Annotated in this window: 15 protein-coding genes; 9 read left to right on the top strand and 6 right to left on the bottom strand. The window is 59.5% G+C overall.

What is annotated here, in order from left to right:
- The first annotated feature begins 23 nt into the window (after positions 1-23).
- Together ACSW29_RS27485 and ACSW29_RS27480 are read left to right on the top strand one after the other, a co-directional pair.
- Positions 24-989 (top strand): helix-turn-helix transcriptional regulator, encoded by a 966-nt coding sequence (locus ACSW29_RS27485; protein ID WP_448278805.1) that lies wholly within the window; start codon positions 24-26, stop codon positions 987-989.
- A gap of 133 nt (positions 990-1,122) precedes the next feature.
- A complete protein-coding gene (locus ACSW29_RS27480; protein WP_347873052.1) occupies positions 1,123-1,743 on the top strand; it encodes a YdeI/OmpD-associated family protein in 621 nt (206 codons plus the stop codon).
- A 1,358-nt stretch (positions 1,744-3,101) separates the two neighbouring features.
- Here the strand turns inward: ACSW29_RS27480 and ACSW29_RS27475 are convergent.
- On the bottom strand, positions 3,102-3,758 hold the full coding sequence (locus ACSW29_RS27475; RefSeq protein WP_448278804.1) for a helix-turn-helix transcriptional regulator: 657 nt from the start codon (positions 3,756-3,758) through the stop codon (positions 3,102-3,104).
- 33 nt (positions 3,759-3,791) lie between these two features.
- Here ACSW29_RS27475 and ACSW29_RS27470 point away from each other — a divergent pair, with 33 nt between their 5' ends.
- Both ACSW29_RS27470 and ACSW29_RS27465 read left to right on the top strand, forming a co-directional pair.
- Positions 3,792-4,034, top strand: coding sequence for a helix-turn-helix transcriptional regulator (locus ACSW29_RS27470; RefSeq protein ID WP_448278803.1), 243 nt, complete (start codon positions 3,792-3,794; stop codon positions 4,032-4,034).
- Between the two features lie 438 nt (positions 4,035-4,472).
- Positions 4,473-4,751: a hypothetical protein gene (locus tag ACSW29_RS27465; protein WP_448278802.1), complete on the top strand. Its 279-nt coding sequence runs from the start codon at positions 4,473-4,475 to the stop codon at positions 4,749-4,751.
- Between the two features lie 190 nt (positions 4,752-4,941).
- Here ACSW29_RS27465 and ACSW29_RS27460 read toward each other — a convergent pair whose 3' ends face one another.
- Together ACSW29_RS27460 and ACSW29_RS27455 are read right to left on the bottom strand one after the other, a co-directional pair.
- Positions 4,942-5,310, bottom strand: coding sequence for a hypothetical protein (locus ACSW29_RS27460; protein ID WP_448278801.1), 369 nt, complete (start codon positions 5,308-5,310; stop codon positions 4,942-4,944).
- Positions 5,311-6,080: 770 nt separating this feature from the next.
- A complete protein-coding gene (locus ACSW29_RS27455) occupies positions 6,081-6,473 on the bottom strand; it encodes a helix-turn-helix domain-containing protein (RefSeq protein WP_448278800.1) in 393 nt (130 codons plus the stop codon).
- 1,022 nt (positions 6,474-7,495) lie between these two features.
- Between ACSW29_RS27455 and ACSW29_RS27450 the strand changes: the two genes are divergently transcribed.
- The 4 genes from ACSW29_RS27450 to ACSW29_RS27435 all read left to right on the top strand — a co-directional run bounded on the left by ACSW29_RS27450 (position 7,496) and on the right by ACSW29_RS27435 (position 8,970).
- Positions 7,496-7,621, top strand: coding sequence for a hypothetical protein (locus ACSW29_RS27450; RefSeq protein WP_448278799.1), 126 nt, complete (start codon positions 7,496-7,498; stop codon positions 7,619-7,621).
- Positions 7,622-7,779: 158 nt separating this feature from the next.
- On the top strand, positions 7,780-7,956 hold the full coding sequence (locus ACSW29_RS27445) for a hypothetical protein (protein WP_214887882.1): 177 nt from the start codon (positions 7,780-7,782) through the stop codon (positions 7,954-7,956).
- Position 7,957: 1 nt separating this feature from the next.
- Positions 7,958-8,158, top strand: coding sequence for a helix-turn-helix transcriptional regulator (locus ACSW29_RS27440; protein ID WP_448278798.1), 201 nt, complete (start codon positions 7,958-7,960; stop codon positions 8,156-8,158).
- Between the two features lie 686 nt (positions 8,159-8,844).
- Positions 8,845-8,970: a hypothetical protein gene (locus ACSW29_RS27435; protein WP_448278797.1), complete on the top strand. Its 126-nt coding sequence runs from the start codon at positions 8,845-8,847 to the stop codon at positions 8,968-8,970.
- Between the two features lie 119 nt (positions 8,971-9,089).
- Here the strand turns inward: ACSW29_RS27435 and ACSW29_RS27430 are convergent, their stop codons facing one another.
- The gene (locus ACSW29_RS27430) at positions 9,090-9,689 is read right to left on the bottom strand and encodes a hypothetical protein (protein ID WP_448278796.1); all 600 of its coding nucleotides are present in this window, start codon (positions 9,687-9,689) and stop codon (positions 9,090-9,092) included.
- A gap of 133 nt (positions 9,690-9,822) precedes the next feature.
- On the bottom strand, positions 9,823-10,254 hold the full coding sequence (locus ACSW29_RS27425) for a hypothetical protein (protein ID WP_448278795.1): 432 nt from the start codon (positions 10,252-10,254) through the stop codon (positions 9,823-9,825).
- 780 nt (positions 10,255-11,034) lie between these two features.
- On the opposite strand from ACSW29_RS27425, the gene ACSW29_RS27420 reads away from it, so the two are divergent.
- On the top strand, positions 11,035-11,235 hold the full coding sequence (locus ACSW29_RS27420; protein WP_448278794.1) for an antitoxin VbhA family protein: 201 nt from the start codon (positions 11,035-11,037) through the stop codon (positions 11,233-11,235).
- A gap of 241 nt (positions 11,236-11,476) precedes the next feature.
- On the opposite strand, the gene ACSW29_RS27415 is transcribed toward ACSW29_RS27420, so the two are convergent.
- Complete coding sequence (locus tag ACSW29_RS27415) at positions 11,477-11,833, bottom strand: hypothetical protein (RefSeq protein WP_042445158.1); 357 nt, start codon at positions 11,831-11,833, stop codon at positions 11,477-11,479.
- Between the last annotated feature and the right edge of the window lie 145 nt (positions 11,834-11,978).

The following is an 11,978-nucleotide window of genomic DNA, read 5'->3' as shown; positions in this document are numbered from 1 at the left end:
TAGATCGCTGGCAATCTGAAGAAATGCGGAACGATCCCACAGGCCGAGCACTGCAACTGCTCTCGCTCCTTCAGACCCATCGCTTCTGGCGCTGTGCCGAACTTGCCGCACGACTCGATGTCACGCAGCGGACGGTGCGCCGCGACATCGATCGCCTACGCGACCTTGGCTATCCGGTCGATTCCACGTCCGGAAAATACGGGGGCTACCGACTTGCAACGGGGGCGCACGTGCCGCCCCTGATCCTCGACGATGACGAGTCCGTGGCGGTAGCCGTCGGACTGCGCTACGCAGCCGAGGCCGCCATCGGAGGCATCGAAGAAACGTCGCTGCGCGCGCTGACGAAGATCGAAACACTTCTGCCCCATCGACTACGCCGACGTGTGTCGGCACTGCATTCGGCCGTCAGTTCCATGCGGCGGGCCGACGACGACATCGTCGACCCCGAAGCACTCAGTGTGCTCGCTGCGGCATGTCGCGACCACGAGCACGTTCGTTTCGACTACCGCCGAGGTGATGGCGAGAGCAGCAGACGGCTCGTCGAGTCGCACCGCCTTGTCACGGCGGGACTTCGTTGGTATCTCTTAGCATGGGACCACCATCGTGCGGATTGGCGAACATTTCGACTGGACCGGCTCTCGGAGCCCTGGCTGGCAGGCAGTCATTTCACGCCACGTGAGATCCCGGGCGGTGACGCGGCAGGCTTCGTCGCGAGATCAGTCGGCTCGCCACCCCGTCACCACGATGCAAAACTCGCCATCGAAGCCACGTTCGCAGACCTCGAGGGCGTACTCAGATGGATTGACCACACACCGATCGAGGTTGCAGCGGACCGCTGCCTTGTCCAGATCCGCAGCGAAGATCTCGGCAGGCTCGCCATGACGGTTGCGCGCATTGCGCTCACCGCCCCAGTGGTCGTCATCGAACCAACCGAGCTTGCCGACACCGTCAGTCGGCTCGCCCTTCACCTCAGGGTCTCGCCACCATGACAGTCAGAAGAGGATTGTGCGACAAGACCATTCATATCCAGGTTGCCCCGGAACAAGTTCGCAGACGTGTTCCCTGCGCAGGCCCCTCGTCTATCGAGACACGTATCCGTTTCCCTCTGAGCTTGGAGAGTAAGTGACCAATTCGAAATCATCGCTACCGGCTTCCGTCCACCCCCCGACGTGGAAGTTCGACTACCCGATCATCCACGCCGAGACTCGGGAACAGTGGCGAACTTGGTTGACGGACAATCACACGTCGGGCCGAGGTGTGTGGTTGTGCTCCTGGCGCACCACCACCAGCCGACCACGCTGCCCCTACCCTCAGGCCGTTGAGGAAGCCATCTGCTTTGGTTGGATCGATTCCACCAACACCATCTTCGACGAAGAGCGCAATTTGCAACTGTTCACGCCCCGTAGACGCAAGAGTTCCTGGACCCGACTCAACCGCGAACGCGCAGCTGATATGGAGGCGCGTGGCCTCATGACCGCTGCTGGTCGTGGTGCCATTGCTGCCGCGAAATCCACTGGTTGGTGGACGATTCTCGACCAAGTCGAAGACCTCGAGGAACCATCTGACTTGCAGACGGCGCTGGACCGGGACCCGCAAGCTCGAAGCAACTGGGACAGTTTTCCGCCCAGCGCCCGCAAACAGATGCTGTGGTGGATCGTCAGCGCCGCTCGAGACGCAACACGGGCAGGTCGAATCGCCTATATCGTCAACAAAGCGGCTATCGGTCAACGTGCCCGAGGCTGATCCGCGATTCGACCGCGTCCGGTATGGAGGCCGGTCATCATTTGCCCGAGGGGTCTCCCTCGGACCGAAACAAGTCCACCCGCCCCGCAAAAGCGGGACGGGTGGACTCGGTACTCGCAGGTCTGACTTACGTCAGGATGCGGATCACACGTCGTAGTAGAGCTCGGACTACGTTCTGGGCGTTTGCTGGAGTGGGCCACATTGGCAGTGGCCGTTTGAACTGGTCACAAACCGTTGGGTTGAGCCAATGAAGTTGCACAGGATTGGACGTACTGCGGACGCTCTGCGGACGGAAAGGCTCCGAATTTCATTTCGTCACAAACGGCGGGTCGGCGGGTCGGCGAGTTGGCCTGTCGGCACGATGTCCCGAGTGCGTAAACGCGCCCATGGGGCGAGCAGGGCGCGAGTGCAGCGACGGTCATTTCGAGCTATTTCGCCGACGGTCTGGTATCGATTGCTCACGCCGGGGTTCAATTTTGCCGCGGCGAAGCAATGTCTCACTGGAATCGCAAGTCACGGTGTAGATCCGGCGCGACACTAAGAGTTGCTTGCCGACGGGAATCAAGGGCTCGTTTGCGCGCACGGCCCGCCGGCTACTGACACTCACATTCATTTCGGTGGGCCACCTCAAATGTGTGTCGGGTACCGCGAGGTGGCGGCTCCGGGTGCGCATAGGCCTGCCGCTCTGACGCATCCCCAGCGGAGGGCCATCCATAAGCTGGGCGGCATTGTTCCTCCGTTTGGGGGATATTTCCCGGCATCCGGTTCAGTCTGCGGGTGTGTACCAAACGCTCGGACGAGCTAAGGGAACTCGCTGCGATTGAGCGGACTAAGCTCTTCACTGGGTCGGGCCCCAGACGGTGAGAGTTGTTGTAGCTGATGAACGAAGGTGCATACCGCACGCGATGCCGACACTGCAGCAGTGTGGTTTACGACGGCCCATGGGTCTCGCCAACCGAGCGACTGAGACTCCAGCAAGATCACCGCAGTTCCTGCCCTGTCGATGTCATTCCGATCCGAAAGTCCACCACGACGTCACCCCGGCCTGCCGTAGTGGACTTATCCAACACACGCCCTGCCTGACGAACGAAAGGGTGAAGTTTGGAATGAGAAACTCCCAAAGTTACGATGCGGCTACCATTGCAGGTATTGTCGGGATGTAAACGTGCAGCGCCGCCGCTGTTCGCTTACCAGCCCTGACGGTCCCCTATCTTGTGTGGCCGTCAGGGCTGTCCTGTTACGAGATGCAGAAAGCCGACTCTAGTTACTCTCCGTAACGGTCTCCGACAAGAAGGTCGAATTAACTGGCGGACCACGAATGGCGAGGTCATGAAATGGACAACACTGCGTCTCGACGGCTACGTTTCGGCGGAGTCACGGGCCAACTTCTCCATTGCCCACTCGAGGTTGTTCTGTACACGCTCAGATAGTTCCCGGTCGGATATCGCAGTGGTCCGACTCATCACCCTGAGTGTCTCTTTCGTATCGGTGACCTGGGCGGTCAAGTCGACGATGAAAATGAGGTTGAGCAAAAGTTCCTCAAGTTCGATACGCGAGCATTTGCTCGGGTCTTTGGGTGCTTCCAGATCGAACTCTCGGAGTGTTGTCATCATGTTCGCCATCATGCGGGTGAGTTCGTTGCTGAAAAAACGGCATTCGGATTGCACAGCCGCGACAACCTCCGCTGCATCGTAGGCGCGCTCAGCGCCAAGCATCGTCTCGAGTGACGTGCCGAAAACTTGCGCTAATGCATACGCCTCATCCAGTCGAATGGAGCGTGGTTTCTCCGCATCCCTGGCCTCGATCTTGGTGATAGTCGAGGGGTGCATCGAAATTCCTCCGTCTGAAACGCGTTGCGCGAGTTCGGATTGGGACCATCCGCGCTGCTCGCGCTCGAAGCGAACCCGGTTCCCGAACCGTGATTCCGCACTATCTATAGCTTCCATTTTGGCAACATTACTGTTTTGGGTTGACGAGGTCCAGTCCAGCGGTGTACAAATAGGTTGTAGTTCCAAAATAGCAAAACTGCGAAATTAGGAGATTGGGTAGTGGGCTCTCAAACATTGGTTCCGGTCGACCAGCTGTTGGTCGCTGATGCCGAGCAGTATCTGACTACCGAGCAGGTGAGTGCAAGAACGGGTCTTCCAACAGGCACTTTGCGCTACTGGCGACATGTGGGTGATGGGCCCGAATCTTTCAAGCTCGGCAGGAAGCGAGTCGTCTACAAGCTGTCGACGCTCATGGCTTGGCTCGATGCGCAGGAGGCGGCCGGCACGCGGGGGCAGCTTTGATGCGGTCAATTCCTGGATCACGCGGCTGTGCTCGGGCGTTCGATTGGCTGGGTGAACCCGCTTCGGAGCCTACAATTCGCACGCTTTTGCCGGCGTGGTTGGCCTAGCGGAACCGTCGCCCGGCCGGTCCGGCGGACCTGAGTTCGTTTGCATGCCTCGCTCTGGGGTTGTTTCTGGGAGTCATTTTCCGTGGGTTCTCCGCGAGGGGTTGATTTCACCGCTGTGTGAATCTAATTCCGTTGCGCAATAACCGTTTAGGTTGATCGGGTACGGATATTTACTGCGCGACTGTGATTGTGATCCCCTCTGGTGAGGGCTTTAGTCCATCTGGGATCCCGAACCGCGGGCTGCACGTCCAACGTGTGCGCATCACAGGGTGTTTCCAGAATGGAGGCTAGTAGGTGGCCGGCCGAATGAAGATCGACAACGGGGTTGACTATGACTGACGAAACTTTTGGCACTACCGAATCCGAGTTGGCTCTCTGGTCATGTGAGGCTCTTGAGTACTCCGGCACGGTATTCGTCAAACCGGTCGGGCGAGGGATCGAACTCCTTGACCTCGAAGGCAATTCTCAGCTGGCGCCGTACCTTGTCCAGTTCGGGGGACCGCTGCGAATTGAGGATCTCATGCGGGATGGTAGGTATCGAATGAGCCTGGTGTTGAAGAGGATTGAGCCCGACAAGCAGTTTGAAGCGATCACGCCGGAAGTCGATTGATCTGAACGACAAGCCATCCTGCGGCGCGATCCTTGGACTATGTGCCGACCCGGCATGCCGGTAGGGCGTGCGCCCAAGGCGCTATCTGTCCGCCTGTGGATTCGGAAATCACCCGGAACTGTGGTGCATTCAGAGCGGCCATCCTTCCTGATTAGATCTTCGGGGCATGGGAGGTCAAGGCGCCGAAGCGTTAACGGAACGGAGTCGGTGACTTCACCAGGTTCGCCACCACATTAGGGGAGTACCCGAATGCGTACAGCGCCCCCTGGGCTGCAAGATAGTTTTCATGCTGGTTCGGGCCGGGGCCGACGCGGACGCCGACGACCGCGTTGGCGGGTAGGGACCAGGTGGTGTACGGAATGAGTTGTGCACCGCGGTTGCGGTACGAACCACCCTCGCTATACGAGAGGTGGATGACGCGCCATTCGGCCTCTTCCTCGAACTCTTTCTTTCGCCCCGGTCGGGGGTTTGAGTGGTAAGCGATGTGGCTATCACCTGTGCGCGGCAGTTGATCTTTCGGACGCTGATCCGCCGGGCCGGCCTGTCTACCGGGTGTCACTCCCCGGGGGTGGGCCGCCCGAAAACGCGCACCGCAGCTTGCGTTGGTCAGTTGGTGCGCCCGGCTCGGCGGCGTTGTGCGCTCACAACGGCACGCCGACGTGCCGGTGCGAGCAATCTTGTTGCGAGTTGGGGGCTGCCGCCCACGTCGTTGCGGCCCGACTGCGTGCACCTACACCAGACGCAGATGAGATCTCCTGCTGGCTATTTGCTTAACCAGCACAGCTCGATGCTCGGAATACCGCCGAATCGCATCGTCGTCACCTGCAAGCCGGGCTCGGGCCAACAGATACAGACAATCGTTCAACTGATCTCTGAGTGTCATCATCGCAATCACCTCCGATCGCCTCGCGTAGGTACGCCTACACGCTCTCACCGGCGTGCGTCCCGCACATGCGCCAAATGACCTACAGGGGTACCTGTTTTCGCCTGCGTTCGGCAGGCAAGAAACGTCCGCGTAGGGGGCACTCCGTTCCTACTGGTATGTAACTGACAGGCCCCGATGTAGTGCACCAATTTTCGTACTCACTGTCGGCGTTGCCGAACGTGCCGGGCTCCTGGGTGCGACTCCCATCCCAATCGGCGGCATGTTTCGTTGGTTTCCGATACCGCGACAACAAAGTAAGGGAAGTAGCTCCGGTTCCCTTCCGGAGGCGGTCGACCCTGGGCGCGGTTCCGACCCCCGCAGGGGAATGCGCACCAATCCCACGACGTAGTATCGCCGGTGCGCGTTTGCCTTTGCCGGCTCGGCGCGCAAGGCCCGCCTCGGTGTTACTGACGAACATCAGGCGGGCCATCTGGAGTATGGAGAACTCCGTTCACGCGCACAGGAATCGGCGGCCCTCCCACGTCTCCGGTAGTCCGGCGTCGAATCTCGTCGAGAATCTGCTTGTTCGGCATTTGCTGCAACGACATTCGTGTCGGCGACAACGGCACGTTTTCTTCTTCAGTCATGAACCCGGCGGCAATCAACACCTCCTGCACAGGCGCATCGAACAACGCTGCGACGCGCCGCAGCACCTGCGGGGTCGGCGACCGCGAGATTCTTGTCCACTGACGCAATTGCGATGGATACACACCGAGCGCTCGAGCTGCTTCCTCTGGACTTTCATAGCCGAGGGCCACGATCTGGTCTCGAACCCAAGCTGCGAATCCTGAAGCCATGGGTTTTATCTTTCCACGGAGTTTCTGAACATTCGCGCAGCGAAACAGTTCGAGAGTTTCGCGCTCGGATCAGTTATCCCCATGCGCTGTCCATGAATTGGGGATAGTTCAACACTCAAGTATCTGTGACTCTGCGAAGACTGGTATCGGAACCCTCGGATCCGTAGATTTTCCTCGGCGGCATCGCTCGAACCCCCAAACTTCGAGTATGGCGTAGCCCTGCCGACGCGATCCCCCAGACAGCCGGCAGGGCACCACAAACGGTGCGCCGCTTCCGCCTCGGTTCTCGGCGCACCCCAGGGCCACCAGCGTGCTGATCACACACTCGCTGGTGGCCCTTTTAGCAACATCCCTGGATCTCGAACATGCCCGACGAGATTGAGGTCTGGCCTTTTCCTGGCGCGCTAGACAGCTGCTGCGGCAGTTCGACGTCGGTAACACGGTCAGCTACACGGCCCAGTCCCGAGCTGGCAGCGCTCGCTTCGACTGCGCCGACTAAGATCTTCCGGGGGTCGGGCCCCGGACAGTGAGAGTTGTATTAGCTGATGAAGAACGGTGCATTCTGCACGCAATGCCGACGCTGCAGCAGTGTGGTTTACGACGGCCCATGGATTTCGCCGGCCGAACGGCTGAGGCTGCAGCAAGATCACCGAAGTTCCTGTCCTGCGGATGTCATTCCGATCCGAGAGTCGCTCTCGACGTCGCCTCGGGTTGACACTGCGAACTCACGCATCACGCGCCCCGCCTAATTGCGACAGAGGGTGAAGCCTCATGGGGGCAGAGGATGAAGCCGGAGATGAAACAGCCCCAAAGTTACGATGCGGCTACCTTTGCAGGTATCGTTGGGATGTAAACGTCTAACGCTACTGCAAATCGTTTACCAGCCCTGATGGTCCCCTGTCTTGTGTGGCCGTCAGGGCTGCCCTGTTGCATGGATGCAGAAAGCCGAATCTAGTTACTCTCCATAACGGTCTGTAACAAGAATGTTCAGCACAGCTAGTGGATTTCGAAACGGAGATGTCGTGAAACGGACAGCGCTGTGTCTCGCAGCAGGAGCTCTCTTCGTCACCATTGTCACCCGCTCACTCGGTTCGCTGGCCGCGACTCAGCCTTTCGGCGTACCTCTCGGACACCGCCTCGTCCGTTGAAGAACGTGATAGAGCCCATCCTCTGAGGCCGCGCGAGTGGAGGGCAAGGGAGACCAGCTCGACCACGCGTCATACCGTTCGAAAATCATCTGCAGTGCAACTACTTTCATCTCTCCCAGGCTGACCGCAACGAGACGAGAAAGTGAGACACTGAAACCATGAAGCGTTACCTGAACAGGCGGACGGGCGCGCTGGCGCTCTTCACGGTGACTACGGTCGCTCTGCTGTCCGACAACTTCACTCCGACGCGCGCAGCGATTTGGGGTGTCGCATGGGCAGCGGTGGCGACCCTGATCATCACGAGCGAGGTTCGGCACGCGCGGGCTGATCACTGAGATGATCCGGTACCTCAGCAAGGGTGAGATCGCCGAGCGTCTCGGCTTGTCGCTCGAGACCGTCAAGGGGTATGACCGGCGCGGCTACCTCCCGCCAGCGGACGCGCAAGTCGGCCGGAATTTCGGTTGGCTTCCGGAGACGATCGACGCGTGGAATGAGTCCCGTCCGGGCCGTGGCGCTCGGACGGACATCGCGAAGTAGTATCACCCAGTGCGCGTCGCACCCCCCGTGACGCGCACCCGGCCCGCTCGACAAGTCCCCCCGATGAGCTCGAGCGGGCCACCTAAACATTCTGTAAAGTCTGTTTTGCATCGGGCTATCCAGCTTGGGATGCACGCCTCACCCGCGACGCAGTCACGCGCAGAACGGGTGAGGCACCTGATCTGCGCGCCGTCTCATTGGTCTGCGGCGGCGCGCACGGCCCACCGGAGCTGGCACTCATACTCCAACCGGTGGGTCACCTGAAACTTCCCGCAGAAATCGACCAGGTAAGCAGCTGCGCCTGGCTTCGAAGGTCTTTGGTCACTCTTTCATTTGAATTGCTTGTCGCTGTGGACCAAACCTATTGCGCTGTTTTACGGTCGGTAGGTGGAGTGAGACACGAGGGGTTCACTCGACACGGAAAGTGGGTCTCCGCGTCGTGTGCTCGACCGGAGACGATCGACGCCCCCGGCCAATATTTTTCTCGGCCGGGGTTTCGATTTCGCTGCGCCCGGCTACCCCATAGGTTGCGGCAAGGTAGTCATTCGAGTTCGGGGATGCCGCGCACGACCTGCCTGCTGGCTGTCACTCGCCGGGGGTGGGTCGCCCTTCGTTTGTGGCTTCCGATTGTGCGGGCTCGCGAATTCCAGCGCTCTCATACAGGTTGCGCCGTTACGCTGGCGTTCATGACGCGTCGGCTGAAATTCATCGTGCCCGCAACCGTGGTGGCGTCTGCGATCGTCGCGATCGCCTGGGTTGTGAGGTCGGGGCATCCGTCGGGTGCGCCGCTAGGGCACGGAAAAGTTCGCTGAACACCCAAAGCGTTTGACCAGGAACGACAAACAAAAATCCTGCTCTCTGTCGCCGTCCTTCGGTAGCATCTGTCGTGCTTCCGATTGTCCATCGGGAAGCACGTCCCGCCCGTCAGCGGTCACGCGTATGCGGGCGGGGCGCCCCGTACTGCGTGTCGCCTGGTTGCGATGACGGCGACGAGAACCACACATATGGTGACTTGGTAGACCGCGAATATCCATGTGTGTGGGGCCCATCTTGAGATGGTCATGAGTGTGATCGTCGCTCCTGTGCCGACAAGGGTGTAGAAGAAGATGTTCTCCGAGTCGGGATGCCGCCACGCTTTGATGAGAGTCGGCAGTGCGGCGACCGCATCGGCGGCCACAGCGAAGAACACCGCCAGCGGGGCTTCGTCGAGCCCCAGCCAGACCGCTAACGCAGTGACGGCAACCCCGGCACATAAAAGATCGACGATGCTCAGATGTGCGTAGTGACGTCGGGTGACCAGACTTGTCATGATCACGATCAGCGGCCCTGCACCTGCTGCGAGAGTCATTACGGCGGGTAGCCCGACCCCGGAGTCGAGTTGGGCGAAAAACCCGATCAGCGGCGCAGCTGCCCACAGCGACCAGGTGACGAGGTTGGGGCGCACAGTACCTCGTACGATCGTGACGCCGTAGCGGATGCTGCCGATCATGCCGAGCAGCGCGCCGACGAATACCCAGTGCGGATCAAGCATCTTCATTCCCCTTCAGGCACCGACTGCATTCGTTGGTATCGCCGCGTACCGCAGGGGTGGCGTGAAGCCGTAGATGGGAGATGCCCCTGCCCTCAATTCCGGTCCGGAACCGGACTCCTCGTGGGTCAGTAGCTCACGCCGCCGCGACCGCAACGAAGTCAACCACCTGCGGGTCGGCGTAGACACCTTCGTCGCCGATGACGAACTCGAACAATCCAGGATAGGAAGTCTGCAGTTCGTCGGGTACCGCATTGGTTCCGACGTCTGCCCAATGCAATCTCTGATCGTTCGATAGCCCAACCCACCAGCCTTGAAGTTCAATCAGGATCCCGTCGACATAGTCCGCCACGTCGGCCGGGAGATGGAATCGTTCGACGTCATCCGAATCGGCGAACCATGGCCAAGCGAGTTTGGCCCCCTTGGTGAGTATCTCGTCGACGAATTCGCTCGGAATCTCTTCGCGAGGGCCGGCGAAGAGAACGCGGCGGGCGCTCGAACCGAGTGCGGTGAACCAGCTTGTGATTTGGCCGACGGTGGGCGTGGGCGTTTCGTCACGGGTCGTCATGAGGCGATTCTAGGAGTGCAGGCTTCTTGCCTTCCGTGGCTCCGCTGACATTCGCCAAGTAATGGGATAGCAATCTATTTTGGCATCCTTTCCTTGTCAGGTCCGGGAACTCGGCTTCTGGGCAGCATGAGGGTGCTCATCTCGATAGCGAAGGCGGCGAGGGAAGGTACCCCCGATGTTGAGTCCGCCTTGTTGAGTCCGCCTTCCAGAAAATGCAGCTGCGGTTGGCCAAGAAGAATCCTGCATGGGCGACAGAGAATGAACTCAATCGCAGAGGCTGGATTGACTACGCCGTCAGACGCGTCGGGGTTGAGCCCTTGACTGCGACCGTCGGTTCGATTCCCGGCTACCTGGTCGACGACCTAAATTGGTCGGTGCCAAGTAGGTACAGGTCCATCGTGGTCAACACCAAGAGGCAACTCCCCGCCCGCGTCCGAGATCGGTAGCTGCCTCAACGTCGCGAGGGCACTCAAGCCAGCAGACGTTTTCGATCACCCGGAGCTCAGAAGGCTGCTTGAGCAGATGCATATCAATTCGACCACTGTGTGAACTCTGCTCATGCTGCACACTCGTGTGATTCAAGTCGGCATCGCTGCGGCATTCGGTTGCTGATCCTATTCGGCACCCTCCATCTCACGTCGACGACCATAATTTCATTTATGGAAGCCCTTCTTCTCATTTCGAAAAAACTCAGTTTAGGTGCATATATTGTACGGGCAGTTATCTGCGTCAAGTATTCGGTATGCTGAGTAGTCACACCGATCTTTGTCTATTGATGTGATGGATTCTACAGTTGGAGCGCGTATGACATCGATGGCTGAAAGATTCGATAGGGCTACTCGTGCGATGCACTCCACGCGACTATCGGGAGGTCATATTTCCGATGCACTGCTGGATGACTTCGTGGAGATTGTCCTCGGGCGCGCTACTGTAGAGGAAGTCGTGCGGAGGCTCCGCAAAGAATACCGGGTCGAAGAGTGACGGACCCGAGGCTGACTCACCGCACTCGCACGCAGTACCTCAGGGCTACTCTCCGCGATGACGATCGTCGCCGGGCGGCATCTCGAGACGTTCGATCCGGACCAGCGCGCGCGGATGCGTGGGGGACTCGTCATCAAGCCAGCAATCTCCTGTGTAGTTTTCCACTGGCTCAACGGAACAAGTACGGCACTTGCCTGGCCTCCTGCAATGTCGACCTCCGTCCGGGAAGCGTCGACCTCAGCTACAAGCCGACGCAGATCCACGACCTCGCCGGCGCCGATCGTATGCAGGGACCGGCATTCGCGTCGATGACAAGCAGATATGGATGGATCGACGTCACCGGGCCGGACAGAAGAGGTACGAAATAGTTCTCTCTTTTGACCACGAATTGCGCGGGTTGACCGACGGTACATTCGGAAATACCGTCGAGCTCGAACCAGACGGTGATGGGAGCGTTGCCATCCGCCTCGGCGGCGGTCATGGCTAGTCGCCGCTCAGTGGTGTCCACCGAATAGTCGACGAGGCCGGCGCCCGAAGTTGTTTGCAGCACACAGAGTCCCTGCGAGAGGGCGGTCAACTCGGAGATTTCAGTTTTCATCACTCGCCCTGGAGTTCTGAAAGTATGAATGTCGCCGGAATTATTTGAAGGAAAGGCCATTGGAGCGTCTCAGTGCGCTTTTGGACGTCAAGATCTAGTCGAAGCGCTAAGATATCGCGATCGAGCTCAGTTGGGCGTCAAAATC

This window comes from Rhodococcus sp. GB-02 (assembly GCF_053470465.1).
This window is presented reverse-complemented; position numbering and strand designations above follow the sequence as displayed.